Source organism: Cupriavidus sp. PB-02, from assembly GCF_058252315.1.
The window spans coordinates 883,905-908,783 of sequence record NZ_CM177695.1 but is presented as its reverse complement, the minus strand read 5'-3'; the positions used below and the strand labels follow the sequence as shown (position 1 = coordinate 908,783).

Annotated in this window: 25 protein-coding genes and 1 pseudogene; 11 read left to right on the top strand and 15 right to left on the bottom strand. The window is 64.6% G+C overall.

The features are described 5' to 3' along the window. Positions 1-93: 93 nt before the first annotated feature. A complete protein-coding gene (locus tag AC10V3_RS24880; RefSeq protein ID WP_022538077.1) occupies positions 94-1,470 on the bottom strand; it encodes an MFS transporter in 1,377 nt (458 codons plus the stop codon). A gap of 32 nt (positions 1,471-1,502) precedes the next feature. Between AC10V3_RS24880 and AC10V3_RS24875 the strand changes: the two genes are divergently transcribed. After that, the gene (locus AC10V3_RS24875; protein ID WP_349606088.1) at positions 1,503-2,531 is read left to right on the top strand and encodes a LysR family transcriptional regulator; all 1,029 of its coding nucleotides are present in this window, start codon (positions 1,503-1,505) and stop codon (positions 2,529-2,531) included. Between the two features lie 29 nt (positions 2,532-2,560). On the opposite strand, the gene pdxR is transcribed toward AC10V3_RS24875, so the two are convergent. Further along, positions 2,561-3,973 (bottom strand): MocR-like pyridoxine biosynthesis transcription factor PdxR, encoded by a 1,413-nt coding sequence (gene pdxR / locus AC10V3_RS24870; RefSeq protein WP_022538075.1) that lies wholly within the window; start codon positions 3,971-3,973, stop codon positions 2,561-2,563. Positions 3,974-4,071: 98 nt separating this feature from the next. Between pdxR and AC10V3_RS24865 the strand changes: the two genes are divergently transcribed. After that, complete coding sequence (locus AC10V3_RS24865) at positions 4,072-4,929, top strand: ferritin family protein (protein ID WP_022538074.1); 858 nt, start codon at positions 4,072-4,074, stop codon at positions 4,927-4,929. A 72-nt stretch (positions 4,930-5,001) separates the two neighbouring features. Here AC10V3_RS24865 and glxR read toward each other — a convergent pair whose 3' ends face one another. Beyond that, positions 5,002-5,883 carry a 2-hydroxy-3-oxopropionate reductase gene (gene glxR, locus AC10V3_RS24860; RefSeq protein ID WP_022538073.1) on the bottom strand — a complete coding sequence of 294 codons (882 nt, stop codon included), beginning with the start codon at positions 5,881-5,883 and terminating at the stop codon, positions 5,002-5,004. Positions 5,884-5,923: 40 nt separating this feature from the next. Continuing rightward, positions 5,924-6,718: an HpcH/HpaI aldolase family protein gene (locus AC10V3_RS24855; RefSeq protein WP_022538072.1), complete on the bottom strand. Its 795-nt coding sequence runs from the start codon at positions 6,716-6,718 to the stop codon at positions 5,924-5,926. A gap of 411 nt (positions 6,719-7,129) precedes the next feature. Here AC10V3_RS24855 and AC10V3_RS24850 point away from each other — a divergent pair, with 411 nt between their 5' ends. The 4 genes from AC10V3_RS24850 to AC10V3_RS24835 all read left to right on the top strand — a co-directional run bounded on the left by AC10V3_RS24850 (position 7,130) and on the right by AC10V3_RS24835 (position 10,333). After that, positions 7,130-8,083, top strand: a complete 954-nt coding sequence (locus AC10V3_RS24850; RefSeq protein ID WP_022538071.1) for a 2-hydroxyacid dehydrogenase — start codon at positions 7,130-7,132, stop codon at positions 8,081-8,083. 46 nt (positions 8,084-8,129) lie between these two features. Further along, the gene (locus AC10V3_RS24845; RefSeq protein WP_022538070.1) at positions 8,130-9,089 is read left to right on the top strand and encodes a Bug family tripartite tricarboxylate transporter substrate binding protein; all 960 of its coding nucleotides are present in this window, start codon (positions 8,130-8,132) and stop codon (positions 9,087-9,089) included. Between the two features lie 188 nt (positions 9,090-9,277). Beyond that, positions 9,278-9,784, top strand: a complete 507-nt coding sequence (locus AC10V3_RS24840; RefSeq protein ID WP_022538069.1) for an ester cyclase — start codon at positions 9,278-9,280, stop codon at positions 9,782-9,784. A 39-nt stretch (positions 9,785-9,823) separates the two neighbouring features. After that, positions 9,824-10,333 carry a 2,4'-dihydroxyacetophenone dioxygenase family protein gene (locus AC10V3_RS24835; protein ID WP_022538068.1) on the top strand — a complete coding sequence of 170 codons (510 nt, stop codon included), beginning with the start codon at positions 9,824-9,826 and terminating at the stop codon, positions 10,331-10,333. Positions 10,334-10,353: 20 nt separating this feature from the next. Here AC10V3_RS24835 and AC10V3_RS24830 read toward each other — a convergent pair whose 3' ends face one another. From AC10V3_RS24830 to AC10V3_RS24800, 7 genes and pseudogenes are all read right to left on the bottom strand, one after another. After that, the gene (locus tag AC10V3_RS24830; protein ID WP_022538067.1) at positions 10,354-11,031 is read right to left on the bottom strand and encodes a Crp/Fnr family transcriptional regulator; all 678 of its coding nucleotides are present in this window, start codon (positions 11,029-11,031) and stop codon (positions 10,354-10,356) included. A gap of 6 nt (positions 11,032-11,037) precedes the next feature. Further along, positions 11,038-12,009 (bottom strand): Bug family tripartite tricarboxylate transporter substrate binding protein, encoded by a 972-nt coding sequence (locus tag AC10V3_RS24825; RefSeq protein ID WP_041681725.1) that lies wholly within the window; start codon positions 12,007-12,009, stop codon positions 11,038-11,040. Between the two features lie 51 nt (positions 12,010-12,060). Beyond that, positions 12,061-12,567 carry a 2,4'-dihydroxyacetophenone dioxygenase family protein gene (locus tag AC10V3_RS24820; protein WP_022538065.1) on the bottom strand — a complete coding sequence of 169 codons (507 nt, stop codon included), beginning with the start codon at positions 12,565-12,567 and terminating at the stop codon, positions 12,061-12,063. 34 nt (positions 12,568-12,601) lie between these two features. Beyond that, positions 12,602-13,569 (bottom strand): annotated as a pseudogene (locus AC10V3_RS24815) (Bug family tripartite tricarboxylate transporter substrate binding protein). Positions 13,570-13,806: 237 nt separating this feature from the next. Further along, entirely contained in the window at positions 13,807-14,895 is a 1,089-nt protein-coding gene (locus AC10V3_RS24810; RefSeq protein WP_490924113.1) for a zinc-binding dehydrogenase, read from the bottom strand. Between the two features lie 29 nt (positions 14,896-14,924). Then, a complete protein-coding gene (locus AC10V3_RS24805) occupies positions 14,925-16,079 on the bottom strand; it encodes a LacI family DNA-binding transcriptional regulator (protein WP_490924112.1) in 1,155 nt (384 codons plus the stop codon). Between the two features lie 117 nt (positions 16,080-16,196). After that, positions 16,197-16,739: a VOC family protein gene (locus AC10V3_RS24800; RefSeq protein ID WP_017511357.1), complete on the bottom strand. Its 543-nt coding sequence runs from the start codon at positions 16,737-16,739 to the stop codon at positions 16,197-16,199. A 196-nt stretch (positions 16,740-16,935) separates the two neighbouring features. Between AC10V3_RS24800 and AC10V3_RS24795 the strand changes: the two genes are divergently transcribed. Together AC10V3_RS24795 and AC10V3_RS24790 are read left to right on the top strand one after the other, a co-directional pair. Further along, positions 16,936-17,745 carry an SDR family NAD(P)-dependent oxidoreductase gene (locus AC10V3_RS24795; protein WP_490924111.1) on the top strand — a complete coding sequence of 270 codons (810 nt, stop codon included), beginning with the start codon at positions 16,936-16,938 and terminating at the stop codon, positions 17,743-17,745. An 85-nt stretch (positions 17,746-17,830) separates the two neighbouring features. Beyond that, the gene (locus AC10V3_RS24790) at positions 17,831-18,268 is read left to right on the top strand and encodes a nuclear transport factor 2 family protein (protein ID WP_041681978.1); all 438 of its coding nucleotides are present in this window, start codon (positions 17,831-17,833) and stop codon (positions 18,266-18,268) included. A gap of 57 nt (positions 18,269-18,325) precedes the next feature. Here AC10V3_RS24790 and AC10V3_RS24785 read toward each other — a convergent pair whose 3' ends face one another. Further along, positions 18,326-19,657: an MFS transporter gene (locus AC10V3_RS24785; RefSeq protein WP_022538058.1), complete on the bottom strand. Its 1,332-nt coding sequence runs from the start codon at positions 19,655-19,657 to the stop codon at positions 18,326-18,328. Between the two features lie 539 nt (positions 19,658-20,196). On the opposite strand from AC10V3_RS24785, the gene AC10V3_RS24780 reads away from it, so the two are divergent. After that, complete coding sequence (locus tag AC10V3_RS24780; protein WP_490924110.1) at positions 20,197-21,657, top strand: isochorismatase family protein; 1,461 nt, start codon at positions 20,197-20,199, stop codon at positions 21,655-21,657. Positions 21,658-21,681: 24 nt separating this feature from the next. Here AC10V3_RS24780 and AC10V3_RS24775 read toward each other — a convergent pair whose 3' ends face one another. Then, entirely contained in the window at positions 21,682-22,578 is an 897-nt protein-coding gene (locus tag AC10V3_RS24775; protein WP_041681976.1) for a LysR family transcriptional regulator, read from the bottom strand. Positions 22,579-22,694: 116 nt separating this feature from the next. Here AC10V3_RS24775 and AC10V3_RS24770 point away from each other — a divergent pair, with 116 nt between their 5' ends. Both AC10V3_RS24770 and AC10V3_RS24765 read left to right on the top strand, forming a co-directional pair. Next, positions 22,695-23,114 (top strand): ester cyclase, encoded by a 420-nt coding sequence (locus AC10V3_RS24770; protein ID WP_022538055.1) that lies wholly within the window; start codon positions 22,695-22,697, stop codon positions 23,112-23,114. A 5-nt stretch (positions 23,115-23,119) separates the two neighbouring features. After that, positions 23,120-23,344, top strand: a complete 225-nt coding sequence (locus AC10V3_RS24765; RefSeq protein ID WP_022538054.1) for a DUF2798 domain-containing protein — start codon at positions 23,120-23,122, stop codon at positions 23,342-23,344. A gap of 21 nt (positions 23,345-23,365) precedes the next feature. Here the strand turns inward: AC10V3_RS24765 and AC10V3_RS24760 are convergent, their stop codons facing one another. Together AC10V3_RS24760 and AC10V3_RS24755 are read right to left on the bottom strand one after the other, a co-directional pair. Then, the gene (locus AC10V3_RS24760; protein ID WP_022538053.1) at positions 23,366-23,665 is read right to left on the bottom strand and encodes a hypothetical protein; all 300 of its coding nucleotides are present in this window, start codon (positions 23,663-23,665) and stop codon (positions 23,366-23,368) included. A gap of 12 nt (positions 23,666-23,677) precedes the next feature. Beyond that, the gene (locus tag AC10V3_RS24755; protein WP_022538052.1) at positions 23,678-24,760 is read right to left on the bottom strand and encodes an IS630 family transposase; all 1,083 of its coding nucleotides are present in this window, start codon (positions 24,758-24,760) and stop codon (positions 23,678-23,680) included. Positions 24,761-24,879 lie beyond the last annotated feature (119 nt).

The following is a 24,879-nucleotide window of genomic DNA, read 5'->3' as shown; positions in this document are numbered from 1 at the left end:
CCGCGGCCCACGCGGCCACCATCGCTTGCAACCATGAACAACGGTGGTTGCGCGGCGGGACACCTGGCAGCGCCCGCCGCGCGAACGGCTCGGCTACTGCCGTTCCAGGCCGGCCGGCAGTGAGCCGGCTTGCGCGAGGGACTGGTCATGCCCCTCGCCAGTCGCGCGCACCGCGCGCAACACCAGAATCGCGGCGGCAGCGATCGCTGCCGGCACGGCACTGCACAGGAAGATGGTCTTGATGCTGAAGCCGCTCGCAAGCAGCGCGCCGACGATCAACGGCCCCGTGACCTGGCCCATCCGGCCCAGCGCCATCGCCCAGCCCACGCCAGTGGCACGCATGCCGCTCGGGTAGCTCAACACCGCGAGGCTCAACAGCCCGGAGCTACCGGCGCCCATGAAGAAGCCCGACAGCGTGGCGGCAATGGCCAGCGATATCAACGAGTGCGTGACATAGCCCAGCGGCGACACGCTGAGCGCGCCGAGCATGAACAGCAGCGGCAGCGTCACGAACGGACCGAAGCGGTCGACCAGCCGGCCGCCGGCGGCAGTGCCGGCCACGCTGCCGAGATTGATCAGCGCCACGACGAGTGCGGCGTTGTGTTCGTCGATGCCCTCGCCGCGCAGCAGCGCGGGCGTCCACAGCACCAGCACGATCAACAGCACGAAGCACATGAAGAACCCGACCCAGAGCAACAGCGTCGGCGCGAGCCGGCCGCCCGAGAGCAACTGCCGGAACGGCATGCCGCGCACGCGCTCCTCGAGATCGACATAGGTGACGGCCTGGTCGACTGGCCGGCCCGTGATGCGTGCGACGATCGTCCTGACCTGGTGCTGTCCGTCGTGTCTGCGCAGCAGGAACGGCAGCGATTCAGGCAAGCTGGCAATCACCAGCAGCGCCAGCCCGAGCGGCAACAGCCCGCCGAGATAGAACAGAGCCGGCCATCCATGGTGCGGGACGATGTACGAACTGGCGAACGCACCCACCGCACCGCCGAGCGGAAAGCCCGCATAGAGCACGCCGGTCATCATCCCCCGCATCCGGCGCGGAGTGTATTCGGCCGATAGCGCGAGCAGGTTGGGAATGGCGCCGCCGAGTCCGAGACCGGCCAGAAAACGCACCAGCAGCAGTTCAGGCAGATGCGGCGCATGCGGGGTCAATAGCGAGAACACGGCAAAGATCACGATCGCGGCCGCGAGCAGCCAGCGGCGGCCGAAGCGGTCCGCCAGCGGACCGAGCAGGAATGCGCCGAGCATTGCGCCGAGCAGGCCGGCCGAGAACACCTGGCCGAACACCGCGATCGGAATGTCGAGCGAGGTCGACATCGCCTTCGCGGCAAAGCCGATCGCCTGGGTATCGAAGCCGTCCATCAGCACGATCAGGAAGCAGACGATGAAGATGCGGAGCCGATGGGCACCGAGTGGTTCCGCGTCGATCACCGACGCAATGCTGATTGGGGGTGGATGCATGGGTCTCCTCCTGTGCACACGGCTAGTTATGTTTGGTCCGTGCCGTCGATCGATCGCACGCCCCGACGGCCGGTGACAGGAGTCTCGTTCCGTGCGTATCATTCTGCAATCAGATTACGGGAATGACGCTCATGAACGAAATGAATGACTTCGACATGAACCTGCTGCGGGTCTTTGACGCGTTGTGGCGTCATGGACACCTCGGCCGGGCGGCCGAAGAACTGGGCGTAAGCCAGCCGGCCATGTCGCACGCGCTGCAACGCATGCGCGAGCAACTCGGCGATCCGTTATTCCTCAAGGTGCGCACCGGCATGCAGCCGTCGCCCCGGGCGGTGGAGCTGGCGATCGTGGTGCAGAGTGTGCTGTCCCAGGTACGCACGCACCTGCTGACCGCGCCGCGCTTCGATCCGGCGCAGGCGCGCCGGACCTTTACGCTGGCGCTGTCTGACGTCGGCGAGGCGGCGTTCCTGCCGCGTCTGCTCGCGCGACTCATGCTGGATGCACCGAACATCGACGTCCGCACGATTTCCGCGCGGCATGCCGACCTCATGGATCGGCTAGAGCGAGGCAAGGTGGACCTGGCGATTGGCTATTTCCCGGACCTCGGCGGCTCCGACGTATTCCAGCAGCGGTTGTTCCGGCACGGTTTTGTCTGCCTCGCACGCAAGCAGCACCCGGTGGCGCGCGGACGCATCTCGGCGCGGCAATTCGTCGAACTGCCGCATGCGGTGATTCAAAGCGAAAGCCGAAGCCAGGAACTGGTCGAGGAATACCTACGCCAGCACGGCGTCAAGCGGCGCGAGTTGCTGCACTCACCGCACTTCCTGAGCATTCCGCTCGTGATTGCTTCGACCGACCTGATCGTGACCGTGCCACTGCCGGTCGGCGAACTGTTCGCGCGCATCGCCGATATCCAGGTGCTCGAACCCCCGTTCCCGATACCGGCGTTCGATCTCAAGCAGCATTGGCACCGCTGCCAGCACGACGATCCGGCCAACCGCTGGCTGCGCGCGATCACGCTGGAACTGTTCGGCGAGGGCGACAGCGGCCTGCCGCGCTGAGTGACGCCACCGCCGGGTGCTCCTGGTAATCAGGCATACCGCTTGATTACCTGATGCAGGCGCCCGCAAGCCGTCGCTTGCTGCGTTTCGATGGCGGTGGCGACGCCGAGAAGAAGACCCGACCGTTTCGTCGCGGCAGCGCCATACCATGCTGAAAGGGGGGCGGGAGCGAGACCGTAGGCAAAGGCTTCACGAGCGACAGCCTTGTCGTCAGCACCATCTGGCAGTCGAAGTACGACGGCCAGCCCGGCCGGATAGGCTTGAAGGCCTCGGGCTGCAAGGTTGTCGAGCAAAGCATTGCTCCGGCAAGCATAGATTCGCTTCATCTTGCGCAGGTGCCGCAAGAAATGGCCGTCGCGCATGAATTCCGCTGTAGCGGTCTGCACCGCGGGCCCGGGAGCGGGGGCAAGGCAGGCCACGGCCTCATCGAACTGGGGAACCAGCGCTGGCGGCGCGACCACGAAGCCGAGTCGCAGCGTCGGGCTGATCGTCTTGCTGAACGAGCCGATATGGATGACCCGTCCGAACTGATCCTGTGAGGCCAGGGCTGGGGCGGCGCGGCGCCTCAGTTGCAGTTCACCGAGGTAGTCGTCCTCGATGATCCATGCGTCCGCATGGTTCGCCCAATCGATGAGCTGGAGTCTGCGCGAGAGCGATAAAGTCGGACCCAGTGGCGCTTGCTGGCCTGGTGTCACGAGCGCCAGGGCGGCTTCCGGCGCATGCTGCTCCCCATACGAAACATCGATCCCGTCTTCATCAACGGGAATCGGGACCGTGGAAATCCGGGAGATCTCGAGTGCCCTGCGGCTCGGCAGGTACCCCGGATTTTCAACCCACGCGGTTCGCCCTTCCGCACGCAAAACCCGCAACGTAACGCCAAGTGCTCCGGAAGAACCTGCTGTAATAAATATCTGCGACGGGCGACATTCGATGCCTCGCGAGAGCGCCAGATGCGCGGCAATCTCTCGCCTGAGTTCGTGCTCGCCGCGTGGGTCCGGATAGACGGCAGGGGCTTCGACTTCATCGCGCACAGCACGCGCGCGCAGGCGCGCGAACAGGGTTGCGGGAAAGCAATCGGAAGCAGGCACCCCCATCTGGAAGACCGCCGGCCCGGGAAGAAAATGCTGGTACAGGTCCGACTGCAGAGCCGTCTCGATTGACCTTGACCGCTCCGCTGACGGAATCCTGGTGGGATGGTCGGCCACCCTGCTCCCCCCGGGCCGGGACGCGACGATCAGTTGCGCATCCGCCAGGCGCTCGTACGCCGTCTTGACGGTGCCCCTTGCCACACCCAGCTGCGCCGCGAGGTCGAGCCACGACGGCAGCCTGGCGCCCGGCGCCAGTACGCCACTCTCGATGGCGCCGGCAATCCCGATGCGAATCTGTTCAGCCAACGAAGTCTTGGCTGTGCGATCCAGTTTGAAGTCGAAGATGGTGTCCATGGCCCATGGTACATCCAAGATTTCGATTTTTGGTTCTTTCGTATGAACTAGGGCGAGCGCATGCTGCTTCCAGCTCGCGTAATTTCAAAAGGCTTACCATGCTCTACCCCGAACTGTTCAAATCGTTGGAAGCCGTCCGCTGGCACATGGACAAGGACATCCCCTGGGATACCTTTGACGCCAGCCTGTTGACGGACGACCAGGCCAGGACCATCCGGATGAACGCGATCACGGAATGGTCCGCCCTGCCCGCGACCGAAATGTTCCTGCGCGACAACCGCCACGATTCCGACTTTTCGGCGTTCATGAGCATCTGGTTCTTCGAGGAACAGAAGCACTCGCTGGTGCTGATGGAGTACCTGCGCCGCTTCCGCCCGGACCTGGTGCCGACCGAGGAAGAGCTGCACGCCGTGCGCTTCGAGTTCGACCCGGCCCCGCCGCTGGAAACGCTGATGCTGCATTTCTGCGGCGAGATCCGCCTGAACCACTGGTACCGCCGCGCCGCCGAATGGCACACGGAACCGGTGATCAAGCATATCTACCGCACCCTGTCGCAGGACGAAGCCCGCCACGGCGGCGCCTACCTGCGCTACATGAAGAAGTACCTGGCCCAGTTCGGCGACAACGCGCGCGCCGCCTTCGCCAGGATCGGCGTGCTGATGGCCTCCGCGCGCCGCACCGAGAAGCCGCTGCACCCGACCAACCTGCACGTGAACAAGGCGCTGTTCCCCAACGACACGGTGCAGTCGCGCCTGCCGGACCCGGACTGGCTCGAGCACTGGCTGGACGAGCAAATCCGCTTCGACGAAGGCTGGGAGAAGAAGGTCATCGAACGGATCCTGCACAACATGTCGCTGCTGTTCGAACGCACCTTCGAGACGGTGCAGGACCTGAACCGCTACCGCAAGGAACTCCGGAGCGAATCGCAAATGGCCGGCATGGCGGCCACCGCATAGTCCCTGCGCCATGACCCTCTCCGCGACCGCCGTCCGGCGGTCAGCGGGCGCGGGTCGCGTTGCCAGCGCGCTTCAGGATCCGATTTCGTGATTGGCCATCAGCTCCAGCGCCCGCACGATCGCCGAATGGTCCCAGCCCGCGCCGCCATGGCTGGCGCACGCGTTGAACAACTCCTGGCACGTCGCCGTATTGGGCAGCGACACACCCAGCTCGCGCGCGTTGGACAGCGCCAGGTTGAGGTCCTTCTGGTGCAGCCCGATGCGGAAGCCGGGATTGAAGGTGCGCTTGATCATGCGCTCGCCATGCACCTCCAGCACCTTGGACGAGGCGAAGCCGCCCAGCAGCGCCTCGCGCACGCGTGCCGGGTCCGCGCCCGCCTTGGAGGCGAACAACAGGGCCTCGGCAACCGCTTCGATGTTCAGCGCCACGATGATCTGGTTGGCCACCTTGGCGGTCTGCCCGGCGCCGTTGTCGCCGACCAGCGTGATGTTCTTGCCCATCAGCGCGAACAGCGGACGCACCTTGTCGAAGGTCGCTTCTTCGCCGCCCACCATGATCGACAGCGTGGCATTGCGCGCGCCGACTTCACCCCCGGACACCGGCGCATCCAGGTACTGGCAGCCGAGCGCATGGATGCGGGCAGCAAAATCCTTGGTCGCGATCGGCGAGATCGAGCTCATGTCGACCACGATCTTGCCGGCGCCGAGCCCCTCGGCAACCCCGCCCTCGCCAAACAGCGCCGCTTCCACATGCGGGGTATCGGGCACCATCAGGAAGATCACGTCGGCCCCCTCGGCCACTTCCTTGCCGGAGCCGCATGCCACGCCGCCCTTGTCCAGCAGTGCCTGCGGCGCGCCGCTGCGGCTGTACAGCCTGACCTCATGCCCGCCGGCGATGAGGTTCTCAGCCATCGGGCTGCCCATGATGCCAAGTCCGATAAATCCCAGTTTCACGTGTTTTCTCCGTTAGTTTCGTTGGCCTGCCTGGCCGGGCTCAATACCCCGACGCAGTCTCCGGCGGTGGCACGAGCCCCGCGCGCATCTGCGATATCACCTGCCTTGCCCCCGCCGCCATCAAGCGCGCGTCGGAACTCACCGTCACAAAGCGGAAGCCCTGCTGGATCCGCCGCAAGGCAGCTTCCGGCGCGCCGTTGTGGATGCCCGCAACGCGCCCATGCGCCTTGGTCCGTGCGATCACGTGTGCGATGGCCTGCACCACCGGCGGGTCGACATCGTCGAAGGTCGGGCGGCAACCGAGCGCGAGCGACAAGTCAGAAGGGCCGATATACACGCCATCGAGCCCGTCGACCGAGAGGATCTCGTCCAGGTTGTCCAGCCCTTGCAGGGTCTCGATCATCGCCAGCACCACGACCGTGTCGTTGGCGCGTTCCGGATAGTCCGCACCGCCGTACAGCAGGCCGCGGATCGGCCCGAAGCTGCGCGCGCCCAGCGGCGGATAGCGCGTGGCGGCCACCAGGCGTTCGGCGTCCGCACGGTTGTTGACCATCGGGCAGATCACCCCATACGCGCCGGCATCGAGCACCTTCATCAGGACGCCCGGCTCGTTCCACGGCACGCGCACCACCGGCACGGTATTCGTGGTGGAAATCGCCGTTAGCAGCGCCAGCGCATCCGCGTAGTCCAGCGCGCCGTGCTGCAGGTCCACTGTCAGGGAATCCCAGCCCTGGTGGGCCATCGTCTCCGCCGCAAAGGCGCTGGGGATGGAAAGCCAGCCGTTCACGACCGCCTGGTCGGCGGCCCACATGGTTCGAATCCGGTTCTCGCGCATACGGTCTCCTCCAATTGCAGGTTGCATGCGGCGGCGTGCGAGCGCGTCGCGATGGCTCGATCGGGATCTTCCAGTCTGGATCACATTCTCCCAACGGGCCAGTTCGCGCTGGTTGAACTTATCGAACCGCAAGAATGTAATACGTTGTCGTACAACATTGTACGGACTCCGGGCAAGCTTTGCCGGCTGGGGATTACCCGATGTCAACGATGGCGATTGGCAGCCATTCCGCGTGAATTTCCGCCTTTCATTGGCCAGACGCCTCGCGTTTACCCGAAATTCAACCGGTTTTTCTTGGTGACGGCCGCATCCATGTCATAGGATGACTGATGACATGCGGCGCAGCATGTCGCCTGTTTCCTGTCTACGCCCCGCGCTGCCCAAAACACAGCGCCCACGACAACGAGCCCAATGAAACCAGACATCCTCCAGCTGAGCCCCATCCTGATCCCCGCCATCAACGACAAGCTGGACGCGCGCTACACCGTGCACCGGCTCTTCGAGCAGGCCGACAAGGACGCTTACCTGCGTGAGCACGGCCCCGGCATCCGCGCCGTCATCACCGGCGGCCACACCGGCATCACGCGCGCGATGATGGAGCAACTCCCTGCCCTGGAGGTAGTGGCAGTCAACGGCGTGGGCACCGACGCGGTCGACCTCGAATACGCCCGCGCCCGCGGGTTGCCGGTGACCGGCACCTTCGGCGCGCTGACCGAGGACGTGGCCGACCTCGCCGTGGGCCTGCTGCTCGCGACCTGCCGCGGCATGTGTGCTGGCGACCGCTTCATCCGCGCCGGCGAGTGGTTGCGCAACCCGCAGCCGAGCGCGATCCCGCTGGCCCGCCGCGTCAGCGGCATGCGCGTGGGCATCGTCGGCATGGGGCGCGTCGGCCGCGCCATTGCTGCGCGCCTGGCGGCATTCGGCTGCCCGATCGCCTACACCGACCTCAGGGCGATGGATGACGTGCCCCACATTTTCGTGCCCGGGCTGGTCGAACTCGCCCGCCAGAGCGATGCCCTGGTGCTGGCCGCCGCCGCGGACAAGGCCGAGGGCATCGTCGATGCCGCGGTACTCGACGCGCTGGGCAAGGACGGCTACCTGATCAATATCGCGCGCGGCCGGCTGGTGAAGGAAGACGACCTGGTCGCGGCGCTCAAGGCCGGCCAGATCGCGGGCGCGGGGCTGGACGTCTTCGTCGACGAGCCCAACGTTCCCGAGGCGCTGTTCGCCATGGACAACGTCACGCTGCAGGCGCACCGCGCCAGCGCCACGCACCAGACCCGCGCCGCAATGGGCGAGATGGTGCTCGACAGCATCGCCCAGGCCCTGGCGGGCCAGCGGCCCGAGTTCAGCCTGACCACCTGAGCCTGGCGTCCACCGGCAAACCCCATAACAAACCCAAGGAGACATCATGCGTATCCCCCACCTCGCGGCACTCACGCTGGCATTGCTCGCATCCGGCATCGCCGGCGCACAGTCCTATCCGGCCAAGCCCATCACCATCGTGATCGGCTCCAGCCCCGGCAGCACCACCGACGGTCTCGCCCGCGCGGTGGGGGCGCAGATCACCAAGGAGACCGGCCAGCCCGTCGTGGTCGACAGCCGACCCGGCGCGTTCGGCGGGATTGCCGCGCAACAGGTCGCACGCGCGGCGCCGGACGGCTATACGCTGTTCATGACGACTAACACCACGCAGGCCGCCAATCCGCACCTGGTCAGGTCCCTGCCCTACAACCCGATCAAGGATTTCACGCCGATCGGGCAGCTGGTGCAGGGCTATATGCTGATGGTGGTGAATCCCAACGTGCCGGCCAAGACCGTGCCCGAGTTCGTCGCGCTCGCGAAGAAGGAGCCCGGCAAGCTGACCTACGGGTCCGGGTCGTCGTCCGCGCGTGTTGCCACCGAGCAGTTCCAGCACATGACCGGCACCAGGCTGACCTACGTTCCGTACAAGGCCAACCCGCCCGCCGTGATCGACCTCGTCGCAGGCCAGACCGACGTGATGATCGTCGACCTGACCACCAGCCTGCCACAGGTCAAGGCCGGCAAGCTGCGGGCGCTCGGCGTCAGCAGCCCGCAGCGCTCGGCGCTGTTGCCCAATGTGCCGACTGTTGGCGAGCAGGGTATCTCTGGCTACGAGTTTGGCTACTGGAATGCGCTCTACGCGCCTGCCGGCACGCCTGCGCCGATCGTCAACCGGGTGTATGCGCTGATGCGCAAGGCGATGTCCAGCGAACAGGTAAAGCACTTCGTGGCGGAGAACGGGATGGAGGTGAAGGTGTCTTCGCCCGAGGAGTTGGGCAAGTTCCAGGTGGCGGAGCTGGAGCGGTGGGGGAAGATTATCAAGACGGCGGGAATTCAGCCGGAGTAGGAGTGGTTGGAAGTCTTCACAGTCGCTGTCCAACGGAGTAAAGGCCGAACCGATGCCGGGAATACCCCGGTATCGAAACGCCAATCCGCGACAGTCTTCATCGGATCCCGCCCCAGATAATCGCTTCCCGGAGCGCTGCCATCCGCAACGGATCGGCGGCGTCCCTCACAAAAGCGACGGAGACTTCGATGACGACACCAACCACTGGCGCTGACCTGCGCACGCTTCGCGAACGCGTGGTTCGCGATCATTTTGCCGACGAGATCCGGCAGGACTTCGACGCCGTCCTGTCGACGTTTCCACACCCTCACTACGAGCTCATTGCCAGCGGCGCGGTATTCGACGGCAACGACAACGTCCGGAAGTACTACACGCAGAGCCGCCAGGCATTCCCGGACCAGCGCAGCCAAATCATCCAGCTTCGGCATACCGACGATGCCGTGATCGTCGAGTTCTGGCTGTCCGGCACGCATCGCGGCAACCTGAACGAACTGCCACCGACGGGCAAGCCGTTCCGCTGCCGCATGATTGCGCTGTTCCTGTTCGACGCCGAGACGCTGATCTGCGAACGGATCTACTACGACAGCCTGACCATGATGCAGCAGCTGCTGGCCGGCCTGCCGCCCGGGCAGAAGGCGCAGGCCATTGCCGGCCTGTTACGTGACAAGACGGCGGACCTGTCCGCCGCGGCGTAAGTTCCCATCACCGATCACGATTCCTACGGAGACATCGACATGCCCTTGCCGGAAGTCACGACGCATCAGGAACACCTGCTGACGATCAATATCAACGAAGTCCCGCGCCTGCCGACCGAAGTGCCGGGAACCAACATCACCCCGCTGTTCCTGGACCGTGAAAACGGGGTCTGGGTGCTCTACGGGAGATTCGAACCGGGCACGGTCCTGCCCACGCATTTCCATACGGGCACGGTGCATTTCTATACCACGCGCGGCATGTGGCACTACGCCGAGTATCCGGACGATCCGCAGACGGCCGGCAGCTACCTGTTCGAGCCCGGCGGCTCCATGCACACGTTCATGGTGCCGGCCGATGCCAGGGAACCGGCCGAAGGCTTGATGGTGGTCTATGGCGCCAACATCAACTTCGTCAATGGCGAGTACCACAGCATCATGGACGCGGGCGCGATCGAGGCCGCGATCCTGGGCGCCGTGAAGCTTGGCGCCATGCCGATGCCGAAGTACATCCGCCCCAAGGGCGGCGCGGAGTTTGCCAGCGCGACGTAGTGAGCGCGTCTGCGAGCGCGTCAGGCCAGGCGCCTCAAGGCGTCCTGGTCCAGCAGCGTGACGCGTCCATAGTCGAGCCGCAGGATCCGTTGGCCCTCCCACTCCTTGAGCTGCCGGTTGATGCTCTGCCGCGAGACGCCCAGCATGTGGCCCAGGTCCTCCTGGGACAGCTGCAGCGCAGCGTTCCCGTCGGCCGGCGCCGACAACGCGTGCGCATGCTGCGCCCCCAGCAGCCGGCGCGCCAGGCGAACCGGCAGCGGTTGCAGGATCGTCTCGTCGATCCATTCCAGTGCCCAGCGATAGCGCCGGCAGATCAGCCGCGTGAATTCCATCAGGAATGCCGGGCGGTGGTCGACGATGGCGTGGAACGCCTGCGCGGGCAGCATGAGCACCTCGCAATCGACCACCGCACGCGCGTCATAGACGCGTGGCGCGTCCATGAACAGTGAGACCTCGCCGAACCATTGCCCGGGCTCCAGCACGCTGAGCACCGCCTCGCGGCCGTTGGCTGCCGTGACGCTGAAGCGCATGCGTCCGCGCTCCACGCAGAACAGCGCCTGCGGCGACGAGCCATAGGTGAACAGCACTTCGTTCTTCGCCAGTTGCCGGCGCATGGCATGGGCGCGCAACGCGGCCTCCAGCTCGGGGGACAGCAGTTCGGGAACAGGATGGCGGCTGGCTTCGGCGAGGTCTGTCATGGGCAGTCAATCCAGCGTGATGTTGGCCTCCCTGGCCACGCGCTTCCAGACTTCGATCTCCCGGACGTTGACGGCTGCCTGCTCTTCGCCGCCGAGGTAGTCGGGCGTGATGCCCCAGTCGGTCATCTTCGACTTGACGGCGGGGTCCTGCAGCGTGTCCTTCAGCGCCGCCGCGATCTTGTCCACGATCGGCCTGGGCACGCCCGCCGGCGCGTACATCGCCCAGCCCGTCCATTGGTCGAAGTCGACGCCCTGCTCCTTGTACGTGGCAACGTTCGGGAAATTGGAGGTCCGCCGGGTACACATCGCCAGCGGCTTGATCTTGCCTGTCTTCACCGCGGTTGTGCCAGAGCCGATATCGAGCCAGCCAACCTTGATCACATCGCCCATCATGGCCGTCATGACCGCAGCACCGCCCTTGAACGGAATGTGGTCGAGCTTAATGCCCGCTTTCTGCGCCAGCACTTCGGCACAGAAATGGCCGGTCGAGCCCTGGCCCCAAGTGCCAAACTGGATCGGCTTCGGGCTTCGCTTCGCGAGTTCGATGAACTCCTTGAGATTGTTGGCCGGCAGGTCGGCGGTGGCGACCAGGATGATCGGCGAGGTGCCGACCCTTGCCAGCGTCGTCAGGCCCTTGACCGGATCGTAAGGCAGTTGGTGGTAGACCGCCGGCGCCAGCGTGGTCGTCGTCATCGTGCCCAGCGCGATCGTGTAGCCATCGGGCCTGGCGTGCGCCAGCTGGCCGATCGCAATCGTGCCGGCCGCGCCGGCGATGTTATCGACGACGAACGGCTGCCTGAGGCGCTTGCTCAGCTGCTCGCCGAGCAAACGGCCAAAGGCGTCCGCGCCACCGCCAGGGGCTGAGGGCACGATCAGCTTGACCGGGCGGTTGGGGTAGTCGCCGGCCGGCTGTGCAACGGCGACGGTGGCGATCGACATGCAGAGCGCCACGAGGCCGCTGCAGAAAGAGTGCTTCATGACAGTTGTCTCCAAAGTTTCTTGTTCTGACCTGCCAGCTCCGGGAACGCCTCAGTCCGCGGAGAACTCCGCGCCCCCTTTGGGACGGATGTAGCGCGGCACGGGAATCCCGGCCTTGCGCGCGGCGGCGAGGATGCCCTCTTCGATCGCGCCGGCATCGCGGACGCTCTGGAATTCGCCTTCCGAAAAAATCACGTTAGCGCCGTAGACAACCATGAAGCCTTCGGCGGGCTCCTTTGCATCCGCCGGCACGGAGAAGGTATGCACCGAGCCGCCGGGTTCGTACAGGTAGCTGCCTGCGGTTTGCGGGTCCTCGGGATACTCGATGTAGTTCCACTGCCCCTTCGTCGTGAAGAAGTGCACGGTGCCGGTGTGGAAATGCGGCGGGAGCGTCGTGCCCGGTTCGAACTTCCCGTAGAGCACCCAGACGCCGTTCTCGCGATCGAGGAACAGCGGAATGATGGTCGAGCCTGGTTCCGATCCGGGAAACTCGTGCGATGCGTGGATGTTGACCGACAACAGCCGGTCCTGGTGCGTGACAACCTGCGGCAATGCCATTGCTATCTCCAAGGATGAGGGGTATGGGGAATGTCTAGTCCAGCTTGATGTTGGCTTCGCGCGCGACGCGCTTCCACACTTCGATGTCGCGCGCATTGATCGCGGCCTGTTCGCTGCCGGCGACGTAATCCGGCGTGATGCCGAGATCGGCCATCTTGCTTGCCACCGCCGGATCCTTGAGGGTCTCCTGCACGGCTGCGGCAAGCTTCTCCGTGATCGCCTTTGGCACGCCCGTGGGCGCGAACATGGCCCAGCCCGTCCATTGGTCGAAGTCGACGCCCTGCTCCTTGTAGGTGGGAACATTGGGGAAGTTGGCCGTGCGACGCGTGCACATGGCCAGCGCCTTGATCTTGCCGGTCTTGACGGCCGACGTGCCGCTACCGATATCGAGCCAGCCCAGCTTCACCACCCCGCCCAGCATGGCTGTCACCACGGGCGACGTGCCCTTGAACGGGATGTGGTCCAGCTTGATACCGGTTTTCTGGGCAGGACCTCCGCGCAGAAGTGCCCGGTGGAGCCAAGTCCCCAGGTGCCGAACTGCAGCGGCGAAGCGCTCTTCTTCGCCACGGCCACGAGTTCCTTCAGGTTGTTGGCGGGAAAGTCCTTGGTGGCGACCAGGATGATCGGTGACGTGCCCACGCGGGCGATGGTCGTCAGGTCCTTGACCGGGTCGTATGGCAGCGCCTGGTAGACGGCAGGGGCCAGCGTGGTGGTCGTCATCGTGCCAAGGCCGATCGTGTAGCCATCCGGCGTGGCCCGTGCGAGCTGCGCGATCGCGATGGTGCCGGCCGCGCCGGCGTTGTTCTCGACCACAAGCGGCTGCTTCAGGCGTCGGCCGAGCTGGTCCGCGAGGATGCGGGCGAACACGTCGCCGCCACCGCCCGGTGCGGTCGGGACAATCAGGCGGATCGGCTTGGTCGGATAACTGGCATCGCCCTGCGCTTGCGCGCCAAAGGACAACGCGGCTGCGGCAAGGAAACCGAGGGCGGCGTACTTCTTCATCTTTGTCTCCAGCTTCTGTGTTTCACGGGTCCATCGCGCCGTGTTCCGTGGCCCTGGGGCAAGGCATTTTTTGGAACATAGGGAAACGTTTCCACTTATTGTGCGACCATGGGGGCGCGGATCAAATGGTGGTAAACCCGAGAGTTTTTGTGAGGCGTTGTGGGCGCAAATAGCACCGCCGCGAGGGCGTGCGCGGCCTGCCTGGCGACAGTCGCCAGGCCATGGGTCGCGCGCGCCTTATGCGTGCTGCGTCAGGACAATCTTTCCGAAATGCGTGTTCCTGCGCATCATCTCGCAAGCCTCGGCGACACGATCCAGCGGCAACCTGGCATCGATCGGCAGGCGCAGCTGTCCTTGCCGGAGAGCCGGCCAGAAGTCTCGTTGCACGCGCTCTGCAATGACACCGAAATCCTCGACGGTGCGCGTCCGGAAGGTCATGCCGAGGTACTGGATCCGGCGCAACGAATGGAGATCGAAGTCGAATTCTCCGCTCTCCCCTGCCATCCGGCCGATATTGACGATGCGCCCACCGATCTTCACCGCGCGCATGCTGTCGTTGATAAAAGGACCGGCCAGGAAATCGACCAGCAGATCCACGCCGCGGTCTTCGGTGTGTTCCAGCACGGCCTTCACCCAGTTCGGATCGTTGCTGTCGAGCGCGATGTCAGCGCCAAACTCCGCCAGGCGCGCGCGGCGGTCGGGCTTGGTCGACGTGCCGATGACCAGGCTGGCACCGAAGTGTTTTGCCACCTGCAATGCCATCAGACCCACGCCGGAGGAAGCGCCCAGCACCATCACGGTTTGCCCGGCTTCGAGCCCGGCCAGATGGCGCATCGCCGTATGGGTCGTGCGCAGTGCGACCGACAGGCAGGCACCGGTCTCGTAGTCCATCTCTTCGGCGGGAAACGGGAAGGCGCGCCGCCAATCCGTCACGGCATATTCGGCAAAGCCGCCAAGGCCGGAGCACATCACCCTGTCGCCAACCTTGTATGCCGTGACGTCCTCGCCAATCTCGACGACATCCCCAGCCCATTCCAGGCCCAGCGGCGTGCCGGTACCGCCGGCCGTGCCATGCGCCTTCCCGTCGACCAGCGACAAATCGGCGCGATTCAGGGAACTGGCCCGGACTTTCACGAGAATTTCAGTGGCCTTGGGTCGAGGGATCTCCATCTCGGCAAAAACAAGTCCCGTCTCACCGCGAATCGCAGCTTTCATTGCGCATGTCTCCTGTTGAATAGTTCTGGCGCATTCATTGTAGAAACGTTTTCGCACTTTACGCAAGGGCCTGCCGGCCAAAAAAAATGCCGCCTCGGATGGAGGCGGCATTGCTGCTGCAAGACAGGATTGCGCTGCGCCTAGGCGGTTACTTTCTTGCGCGCGGTGGCGGGGCCGCATGACTCGCGCAGCACGAGCTGCGTGGTAATGACAATGGTCTCGGGCTCGATGCCTGCCTCGCGCTCCAGCTGCTTGAGCATGAGCTGGGCGAGCACGGTGCCAACGATATCGAGATCCCAGGTCAGCGAGGTAATCGATGGGCTGAACAGTTGCGACAGATCGGTGTCGCCGATGCTGATCACGCTGACATCGTCGGGCGCGGTCCGGCCGGTATGCCGCAGCGCCTGCAACACCCCGGCCAGGATGCGCGTGCCCAGACATATGAAGGCCGTGGGCGCTTCGGGCCCGGACAGCAGGGACAGCGCTTCGGTGAACGCGAAATCCATTGCGGACTTCTCGCAGCGAATCAGCTTCGGCACCGGCTTGAGACCCTGCTCCTTGTACGCCTCCTTGAATCCGGCGATACGTTCCCGGCCCGGACGCAGGACGCTGCCCGGCGTCAGCAGCGCGATGCGTGTGTGGCCCAGGTTCAGCAGGTAGCGGGTCGCCTGCAGCGCCCCGTTGTAGTGGTCGACATAGACGCCGGTGCCGGTCGGGCCGAAATCCCGGTCGAGTGCGATCACCGGCATATCTTGCGAGAGCTGTTCCAGCAGCTTGGGGTTTTCCACCTCGCAAGGGCCCAGGATCAGCCCGTCCACGCGTCGGCGGCGGAACAGGTCGATCAGGTTCTTTTCGCGCTTCCCGTCGTTATGCGTACTGGCGATCAGCAACGCGTAGCCGGCCGCCTGCAGCGCCGCCTCGACGGAAGTGATGATCCTGGCGTAAAGCGGGTTGGCGAGATCCGACACGATCAGGCCGATCGCGCCCGACGAGCGCGTGCGCATGCTCTGTGCGATCGCATCGGGCTCGTATCCCAGCCGCCTGGCCGCCTTGGTAACGGCGGCAATCGCCGCTTCGCTGACGCGCCCGGCGCGATTGAGCGCGCGGGATGCCGTGCCAATCGAAACGCCGGCCTCCTTGGCAACTTCCCGGATCGTGATGCGTGGCTTCATCGGCGACATTTCACGATTCGTTGCGCCACCACGGGCACCACACGAGACTGCAACATCTGCTCCCTCCCCTCTTCTTTTACCGTCGGCCCGCCACGGCAGCGCGGCGAGCCAGCGACGAGTCATGCGTCATTTCCTGAACGCTAAGCATTCTAGCTCACGGAATGACGCATACTCCTCGGGGGTCCGCGGCCGGCAAGACAAGCGCCCGGGATGGGGCGGGCCCGCCGGCCACGTCGGGCGCTATCGCGGTGCGCCGATCTGATGGATCGCCTGACCCTTGCCATCCCACGCCAGCCCTGCCCGCCTGACCTCGGCAAAGTACTCGCCTTTGCCGCCGGTCAGTTCGGAGATCTCGAACATGCCGCTGGGCAGTTCCGGATGCACGAAGTAGGCAAAACGTCCACGCGGGCCCATCCGGCCGCCATGCCCCTCCACATACCCCGCCTCCAGCAGGTGCGCCACGATTTCGTCGAACCGGTCTTCCGTCCAGTAGGCGATGTGCTGCGCACCTTCGCCGCTGCGCTTGAGCGAGTCCAGGTAGAGCGACGGGGCGTCGTCCCGCTGCTGGATCAGTTCGATCTGCAGGTCGCCGGAGTTGGCCAGCGCGATCGACAGCTTCGGCGGCGTCGCAGGCTTGCCGTAGTAGCGGTATTCCGTGGTGCCCACGTCTTCCTTGTAGAACCACGGCCCGACGCCGAGCTTTTCGGTCCAGTGAGCCATGGCCTTCTCGATGTCGCTCACCACGTAGCCAAGCTGCCGCACGCCGCCGAACAAATAACTCATTGCTGTCTCCTTGTCGTCTGAGGGTTGCTGTTTCGCTTTTGCAGAAACGTTTTCACAATATACGCGCAACCATCGAATTCATGGGGGTAGTGTTTACCATGATTGCCCCTGTTTTCTGCGGCACCAACAATCCAGAACAGTTGTGGAAACGTTTCTCTTATTTGCGCAACGATGGCTGGCATGCAGGAAACTGCGCTTGCAGAACAACACTCAGGAGACTATTGCAATGGCTCAATTCACGGACAAAGTGGCCTTGGTAACCGGTGGCGCGAGCGGCATCGGGGCCGCGACGGCACGCGTGCTGGCAGAGCGCGGCGCACGCGTCGTCATCGCCGATCTGGCGAACGGCAACGGCGCCGCGGTGGCGGACCGGATCGGCGCCGAGTTCATGGCGCTCGACGTCACCAGCGAGCCGGACTGGAAGACCACGATCGCGGCAATCCTTGAGCGCCACGGGCGACTCGACGTGCTCGTCAATGCGGCCGGCATCGTCGGCGACGTGGTCAATGGCACGCTCGCCAACACCACCCTCGCCGACTTCCGGCGTGTCCTGGCGGTGAACCTGGACGGGACGTTCCTGGGCTGCCGCGAAGGCGTGGAGGCAATGCGCAAGACCGGCAGGGGCGCCATCATCAATCTCGCTTCCGTCGGCGCGTATTACCCGACACTCCAAAGCGTCGCCTATGGCGCCAGCAAGGGCGCCGTGATGCAGCTGACGAAAACCGTGGCGCTGGCCGGAGCCGAGCACGGCCACCAGATTCGCTGCAATTCCGTCCACCCCGGCAAGATCGCCACGCCGATGCTCGAGACAATCTTCGACCAGTACAAGCAACGCGAGGCAACCGGCGGCGTCGATCCCCGGACGGCTGGCCGGCGCATCCCGCTCGCCGAGGAAGGCAAGCCCGAGGATGTTGCCAACCTGATCGCCTTCCTGGCGTCGGACGAAGCCGGCTACATCACGGGCGGCGAGTTCACCGTGGATGGCGGCTGGCGGCTGTTGCGCTGACACCGCATTGCATTCCCATATGGCGACTGGCTCAGTACCAGCCGAAGCCGGTCGCCGATCCTTCCCGCAAAACCTGATGGAGAACATGATGTCTGAATCCCTGAACGCCGCACGCATCCAGACCGTGCGTGATCACATGGCCCTCGAGTGCACGCACGAATGGGATGCCGTGATCGATACCTTCGCGCATCCCCGCTATGAAATGCACGCCACCGGCACGGTGTTCGATGGCGAAGAAGAGGTGCGCGGCTACTTCGACTCGTCGCGCGCTTCGTTTCCCGACCTGGCCAACGAGATCATCGCCATCGCTGCCGCGGACGACACCGTGCTGGTCGAGTTCTGGCTCTCCGGCACGCACCTCGGCGATCTGAAGGCCAATGGCAAGATCTTCCCGCCCACTGGCCGCAAGTTCCGCGTGCGCATGGCCGCGACGTTCGAATTCGCGCCGGATTCGGACAAGATCATTTGCGAGCGCCCCTACTCCGCCACGGACGCCAAGCTGCGAGCGCTCGGACTAGTCTGACGATCGGCGGCGAGTCCCGGAAGAGGCGAGCGGCTGAGAGGCCCCTCGCCTTTTTTGTCAGGCGGCCGACGTGTGGCTTGCCGGGCGGGCCACGCGGCGTGCGCCAGCCCCCTCCCGGAAGTAGTACGCGAAGATGACGGCTGCGCAAGCCAGCGCCCCGCTGAGGACGTAGAGGCTGGCGGTAAAGCCGCCGGTGAGCGTCTTCAAGGCCCCTACGAGCAGCGGTGCGACCATGCCGGAGCTTGATCCGATCGTAGTGATGACGGCAATGCCTGCCGCGGCGCTGGGGCCCGACAAGATGCTCGCGGGCATCGCCCAGAACACCGCATAGGCGCTGGACATGCCGATCGACGCCAGCGTCAGGCAGACGATGGTCATCACGGGATTCTGCGGGAACAGCGACGCGCAGAGCATCCCGACGGCACCCACCATCGCCGCAATCGCAAAGTGCCACCGGCGCTCGCCGGTCTTGTCCGAGTGACGACCGACCAGGATGGCGGCGGTCACCCCGAACAGCGCAGGTATCGTTGCCGCGAGGCCCACCTGCATGACGGTCAGCCCCATGCCCTTGAGCATGGTCGGCTTCCAGAACGACAGCGCGAAGACGCCGAACACGACCAGGAACACGATCAGCCCCAGCACCCAGACGCGCGCATCAAAGATCGCATCGCGCAGCCGGGCGTGGCCATGGCCCGCGCGGTCCTGGCTCAGCATCTGCTCAAGTTCGGTTCGCTCGCGTTCGCTCAGCCAGCGCGCCTCCCTCGGGTTTTCAGACAGCAACAGGTACGCCATGATGCCCAACGGCACACACGGCAGGCCTTCCAGCAGGTAGAGCCATTGCCAGCCGCGAAGCTGGAACATCCCGTCGAGCCAGGTCATGATCGCCCCGGCAGCCGGGCCGGCCAGGATCGGCGCAAGGGTGTAAGACATATAGAAGATCGCGGTCGCCTGGGCGATACGCCGTCTTGGATACCACAGCGTCAGGTAGTACAGGACGCCGGGAACAAACCCGGCCTCGAACACGCCGACCAGGAAGCGCACGATGTAAAACTGCGTGGGTGTCCTCACGAAGATCATGGCCGCCGAGGCGAGCCCCCACAGGATCAGGATGCGCAGGAAGGTTTTCCGGACCCCGATGCGCGACAGCAGCATGTTGCTGGGCACTTCGAACAGCGCATAGCCGATGAAGAAGACGCTGACGCCCAGCCCGAATACAGCATCGCTGAACCCCAGCTCGTCGCGCATCTGGAGCTGGGCGTAGCCCACGTTGGTGCGATCGAGAAAACTGAAGACATAGCAGACGCACAGCACCGGCAGTATTCGCCAGCTCACCTTCCGGAACAGCCTGCTTTCGTTGTCCGCCGTCACGTCGATATGCACCGTGCCCATGCCATGTCTCCGACTGTTGTAGATGTCGCGCCGATTATCGGAGCCGGGTCCGGAGCGGACTGTCGCCTTTTGGCAGTCTCCGATGCGGACTTACCCGCGGCCGATCTATTGGTCGTTCTCCGAACGCGTTGCCGAAATCTGAAAAATGTCAAAAAAGTAGCTTACCGGCCCAGCCAGTAAGGTGCGCAAGCCAGATGCAGCATCTGCGAAGCAGCTTTCGCGCTCTGTTTGTGAACTTGGTCACTGCTGCGACGAAAATATTCAAGTTATCGAACGAAATGTCTTGGTTGGCACTGCCTCATCGCTCTGTAACCATAGATTCAGATCGGAAAGGAGTTGCCATGAAGCGCTGGGTTTCCCTTCCTTACAAGCCGCGCCAATGATGTCGTCAGCGAGGAAGATCATCCATACTCGGGGGGCAAGTCGTGAACCAGTGCTACAAGCGCCCAGCATGGGGAGCCGGCCGTACCTGTACCGCGGCGCTGGCCGTGCTTGCACTCGGAGCGGGACCGAAGCCCGCACTCGCGGACGAAAGCGGCGTGAGCTTCTGGCTGCCAGGGCAATTTGGCAGCCTTGCGGCGGTGCCGACGGCACCGGGCTGGTCGCTGGGCGCCGTGTATTACCACCCCTCCGCGAGTGAAGGCGGGAGCAAGACTTTCCAACGCGGTGGCCGCATCACGGGCGGGGTGGATGCCCGGGCCGACCTGATATTCGTCGCGCCGACCTATACGTTCAAGGAACCGCTCCTTGGCGGGCAAGCATCGGCGTCCGTCGTTGGCGCATTCGGGCGTAGCCGGGTGGGCGTCAATACGACGCTCTCGGGGCCGGGCGGCGGGGTCATATCGGGCGCGCAAAGCGATTCGCGCACCGGCGTCAGTGACCTGTACCCGCTGGGCACACTGAAATGGAACCACGGCGTACATAACTTCATGGCGTACACCATGATGGGTATACCGGTCGGCGCCTACGACGCGAACCGGCTCGCCAACATTGGACTCGGGCATCGGTCGGTGGACGCGGGCGGCGGCTACACCTATTTCGACAAGAAGAACGAATTCTCCGCAGTGCTCGGCTTTACCTACAACTTCGAAAACCCTGACACTGACTACAAGAACGGGGTGGACTCTCACCTGGACTGGGCAGCGTCGCACTTCTTCTCCGAACATGTCCATGCCGGCGTCGTCGGCTATTTCTACAACCAGCTAGGCGGCGACAGCGGCACGGGTGCCCGGCTCGGCGACTTCAAGTCGCGTGTCGCCGGAGTCGGTCCTCAGGTCGGCTACTTCTTCAAAGTCGGCTCACAGGAATGGTATGTCACTCAAGGCGTACTGGGAATTCGCGGCCAGGAACCGGCCGGAGGGGTGGAATCTCTGGCTAAGCGTCGCCATTCCCCTTGGCCCTTCGAAGAAGTGAGGCGCGCGCAGCCGGCGCTGCCCCGGGCGGCGCGGCATTCCCCGATGGGTTGGCGCAGTGCGCGAGCAATCGGGCTATGCGGTCGTACGCAATGGCCACTTCATGGCGCCGCGCTGTTTGCTGCGCTGGGCGGCGCCGGGAAGTTCTTCTCCGCCTTTGCCGCCGGCAACCTTGAAGGCATCGTCGCCTGCTTCGATGACGACTTCGTATGGACGCTGCCCGCCGGCAGCCCGCCCCTGCCGAAATCAGCATGGCAGATCGTCAGCGAAGCCCATATGCAGCCCGGCGATATGCTGATCGAGAAGCGCCAGTACGGCGCCTTCTACGGCACTGGCCTGGACCAGCAGTTGCGCAGGCGGAACATCCGCACCATCGTGCTGGGCGGCATCGCGACCAATATCGGCGTGGAGTCGACGGCACGGGCGGCGCTGGACCGGGGCTACGCGCTGGTGTTTGCCGAGGACGGCATGACCGGCCTGACCGAGGCGTCGCACCGCTTTGCATGCGATACGATCTTCCAGATCCTTGGGCGGGTGCGGTCGTCTGACGAGATTGGGCGCGCGATCGAAGCGGGCGCGCGCGCATAGCGCAGCAAAGGCGGCCGCTCGCACTCACCCTGACTGGGAATTCGTTTCCAGCGTCACGCTGCCGCTCTCCAGCAGCGCTTCCGTCAGCATCGCCACCAGTGGCTCGATGACCGGCTGCATCGCCGGGCTCTCGCCAATTACGGAGACCTCGGCCATGGGCAGCGCGGGCCATTGCGCCGACGGCGACAGGATGCGCATGCCATGCTGCGCGAACGACTTGCCCAGCACGGTCACGCCAAGCCCGCCGAGCACGGCTGCCTGCACGCCGCTGAGGCTGCTCGCGGTGCAGGCGACCACCCACTCGCGCCGCGCGTCATTGAGGACGTCCGTCATGATCTCGCGGTAGGCGCACGGTGGCCGCATCATGACCAGCCGGGCCGGCCGGCGCGAATCGGGCCGATAGCCGGTGGCCGCGAGCCAGACCAGCGGCTCGCGCCAGATCACGCGGCCGCGCACTGCGGGGCCGCCTTTCCTTGCCTTGGCGATCACCACGTCGAGCGCGCCTGCCTCGTAGTCCGCCAGCAGATCCTGGCTGGCGCTTGTGGCCAGTTCGATCTGCACATCGGGATACTGCTCGCTGAAGCGGGACAGCAGGCGCGGCAGCTGCGTCTGCACCAGGTTCTCCGAAATGCCCAGCCGCATCAGTGCGGGCTTTGGCGGCTCCCGCAGCTCCCGCAGGAACGCGTCGTAGTGGCCCAGCAAACGCTTGGCCGCCGCCAGGGCCCGTTCGCCATCCCGCGTCAAGGTCAGGGAGCGGCTCGATCGCTCGAACACGCGCAGGTCAAGCACGTCCTCCAGCCGCAACACCTTCTGGCTGACCGCGGATTGCGAGCGGCCGATCAGGCCCGCCGCCGCGGTGAAGCTGCCGGATTCGGCGACTGCCACGAAGGCTCTGAGCAAATCGGGTTCGACGTCCTGCATGGCATGGCCCATCAATCAGGCAAACGAATAGATGCAAGAAAGATTATTCGTTTGTCTTCTCGGTTTCAACTGCCAATAATCGGTTCACCAATTCTTTTCTCAAGGAGCGTGATGTGATGTGCCGCACAGATTCCATTGCCATCGTCGAGAACTTCTGGCGCCAGGTCTGGCAAGGCAGGAACCCCGATGCGATCGACAGCCTTGTCGCCGAAGACTTCGCCATTACGTCCGGCGGTGTCGAGATCCGCTCGCGCCCGCAGTTCAAGCAATGGGTGGCGGCCTTCCTTGCGAGCATCGACGACTTCCGCTTCGAGGTGGTCGAGACCTTCCAGAATGCAAGCGGCGACCGGGTGGTGTCGCGCTGGATCGTGACCGGCAGGAACAACGGCTTCATGGGCTCGTCGCCGTGCCAGTCGCCGATCCGCATGACCGGCACCGCGGTGCTGCATGTGCGCGAGGATGGCCTGCTGCAGCACAACTGGGTCGAGCGCAGCGCGCTGGAAGTCCAGCGCAGCCTGGCCGGCGCGGCGCGTTGAGCAGCATGTCCCGCATCCCACGGCGCTACGGGCATTTCGTGTTCGGCGCGATCCAGTCGGGCATGAGCTGCGCCGTCGCCGCTGCCATCGCCAGCGCGCCCTTCTACGGGCGCGGCAGTTTCCTGTCGCACTGGCTGCATGCCTACGCCGTGTCGTGGGCCATCATGCTGCCCATCGTGCTGCTGGCCGCGCCTGCGATACGGCGCGCCGTCGATGCGCTGACGCACTAGTACAACATCCCGTAAATAGCTTTAATAATTATCGGGCTGAAAATACGGCTGCAGGAGCGTGACAACCAACTCGGCCATCTCGTCGAGCGAGCCTGCGCCTGGCAACGGTTCCCAACGCCCACTATGGCTGCGAAAGGCGGCACCATAGCGATTGCGGCCGAGCTCGGTCAGCCGAGCCACCACGGTCGGCTCCTCGTCGTCCAGACGTTTGATCAGCAGGTGACGCCCGTAGGCTTGTGTGATGATCTGCTCGTGGCCGAGCAGGCTGCGCAGTTGCTGCTGCAATTTGGCAGCGTAATGTTTGGTGGGTAAGGCTGGCATTTGGATCCTCGATTATGATGCGCCGGTTTGCAACGGATAGCCCCGGAAACTCCATTTGAACGGGTGGGCCACCTGATTGTGCGCGCGGACGAACTGCTCGGTGCGTTCGCGCAGGTGCGCGATGCTGGTGTGGCTCGCTTGGCGCAGCACCCGGCGCGTGTAGCAGGCAAACCAGAGCTCGATCTGATTGACCCAACTCGCGTGCAATGGCGTGAAGTGGAAGTGAAACCGCCCATCGTGCCGCGCGTTGAATGCCTGCCAGACGGCTTCGGCGCGATGCGTGTTCAGGTTATCCCAGACGACGTGCACCTGTTTGCCCGGGTACGCGCTTGCCACGCGCTCCATGAAGGCGACCAGATCGTCCTGGGTGCGCCGGTCGCGGCATTCTGCCAGCACCTGTCCGGTATGCACGTCTAGCGCAGCAATCAATGCCTGGGTGCCGTGACGAATATATTCAAACTCACGCCGACGCAGTCGTCCCGGCGCGGGTGCACGTCCCGGGTACTTACGCTCGATGGCCTGAATGCCGGTCTTCTCGTCGATACTGAGCACCACCGCGTTTCGAGGTGCCTTGCGATACAGCTTACAAATCCCGTTGACCTTCTCGCGAAAGGCCGGGTCGGGGCTGTGTAGCCATTGCTGGACCCGGTGCGGACGTACGTCGCCGGCCTGCAGAATGCGCTGCACCTGGCTGCGGCTGATCTGCCCGACGACGCCGCGCTCCACGGCGCGCGCCACAATCTCGTCCAGCGTGGGCGTGACCCGCCCCTCAGGTTCCTGCATTTCGCAAGCCAGCGAGATCAACTGTAGTCGCGCTTCATGGGTGATGCGTGGGGGACGGCCACTGCGCTCGCCCTCGCGAATGCCTTGGGCACCTCGCTGGGCAATGCGCTTGCGCCACAGGCAAACCGTTTGCACCGATACACCCAGTTCCCGCGCAATGACCGTATTGGAGTGGCCCTCGTGGGCCCACAACGCGATTCGCGCGCGCATCACGTCTCGCTGCGCAGCCGTCTTGCGCTCGATCAGCGATAGCAGTTCCTGTCTTTCTTTCTTCGCCAGCTTCACTGGCGTTGCATGGCGGCCTCGGCTCATCCCGTCATGATATCCGAGGCAATTAATTATTCAACCTATTTACGGGATGTTGTACTAGGCCGCGGCCGGCACGGGCATTCCGAAGGAATCCGCGCCCGGCCGGCCGCATCGTTCGCCCT

Bases quoted from the DNA above. Each gene is read 5' to 3' on its own strand.
- AC10V3_RS24785 (WP_022538058.1), bottom strand. From the start codon at position 19,657: ATGGGCACGGTGCATATCGACGTGACGGCGGACAACGAAAGCAGGCTG.
- AC10V3_RS24805 (WP_490924112.1), bottom strand. From the start codon at position 16,079: ATGACTCGTCGCTGGCTCGCCGCGCTGCCGTGGCGGGCCGACGGTAAA.
- AC10V3_RS24790 (WP_041681978.1), top strand. From the start codon at position 17,831: ATGATGTCTGAATCCCTGAACGCCGCACGCATCCAGACCGTGCGTGAT.
- AC10V3_RS24835 (WP_022538068.1), top strand. From the start codon at position 9,824: ATGCCCTTGCCGGAAGTCACGACGCATCAGGAACACCTGCTGACGATC.
- AC10V3_RS24765 (WP_022538054.1), top strand. From the start codon at position 23,120: ATGTCCCGCATCCCACGGCGCTACGGGCATTTCGTGTTCGGCGCGATC.
- AC10V3_RS24850 (WP_022538071.1), top strand. From the start codon at position 7,130: ATGAAACCAGACATCCTCCAGCTGAGCCCCATCCTGATCCCCGCCATC.
- AC10V3_RS24755 (WP_022538052.1), bottom strand. From the start codon at position 24,760: ATGAGCCGAGGCCGCCATGCAACGCCAGTGAAGCTGGCGAAGAAAGAA.
- AC10V3_RS24760 (WP_022538053.1), bottom strand. From the start codon at position 23,665: ATGCCAGCCTTACCCACCAAACATTACGCTGCCAAATTGCAGCAGCAA.
- AC10V3_RS24825 (WP_041681725.1), bottom strand. From the start codon at position 12,009: ATGAAGCACTCTTTCTGCAGCGGCCTCGTGGCGCTCTGCATGTCGATC.
- AC10V3_RS24830 (WP_022538067.1), bottom strand. From the start codon at position 11,031: ATGACAGACCTCGCCGAAGCCAGCCGCCATCCTGTTCCCGAACTGCTG.
- AC10V3_RS24880 (WP_022538077.1), bottom strand. From the start codon at position 1,470: ATGCATCCACCCCCAATCAGCATTGCGTCGGTGATCGACGCGGAACCA.
- AC10V3_RS24820 (WP_022538065.1), bottom strand. From the start codon at position 12,567: ATGGCATTGCCGCAGGTTGTCACGCACCAGGACCGGCTGTTGTCGGTC.
- AC10V3_RS24865 (WP_022538074.1), top strand. From the start codon at position 4,072: ATGCTCTACCCCGAACTGTTCAAATCGTTGGAAGCCGTCCGCTGGCAC.
- AC10V3_RS24840 (WP_022538069.1), top strand. From the start codon at position 9,278: ATGACGACACCAACCACTGGCGCTGACCTGCGCACGCTTCGCGAACGC.
- AC10V3_RS24800 (WP_017511357.1), bottom strand. From the start codon at position 16,739: ATGAGTTATTTGTTCGGCGGCGTGCGGCAGCTTGGCTACGTGGTGAGC.
- AC10V3_RS24775 (WP_041681976.1), bottom strand. From the start codon at position 22,578: ATGCAGGACGTCGAACCCGATTTGCTCAGAGCCTTCGTGGCAGTCGCC.
- AC10V3_RS24855 (WP_022538072.1), bottom strand. From the start codon at position 6,718: ATGCGCGAGAACCGGATTCGAACCATGTGGGCCGCCGACCAGGCGGTC.
- AC10V3_RS24810 (WP_490924113.1), bottom strand. From the start codon at position 14,895: ATGCCGCCTCCATCCGAGGCGGCATTTTTTTTGGCCGGCAGGCCCTTG.
- AC10V3_RS24770 (WP_022538055.1), top strand. From the start codon at position 22,695: ATGTGCCGCACAGATTCCATTGCCATCGTCGAGAACTTCTGGCGCCAG.
- AC10V3_RS24845 (WP_022538070.1), top strand. From the start codon at position 8,130: ATGCGTATCCCCCACCTCGCGGCACTCACGCTGGCATTGCTCGCATCC.
- pdxR (WP_022538075.1), bottom strand. From the start codon at position 3,973: ATGGACACCATCTTCGACTTCAAACTGGATCGCACAGCCAAGACTTCG.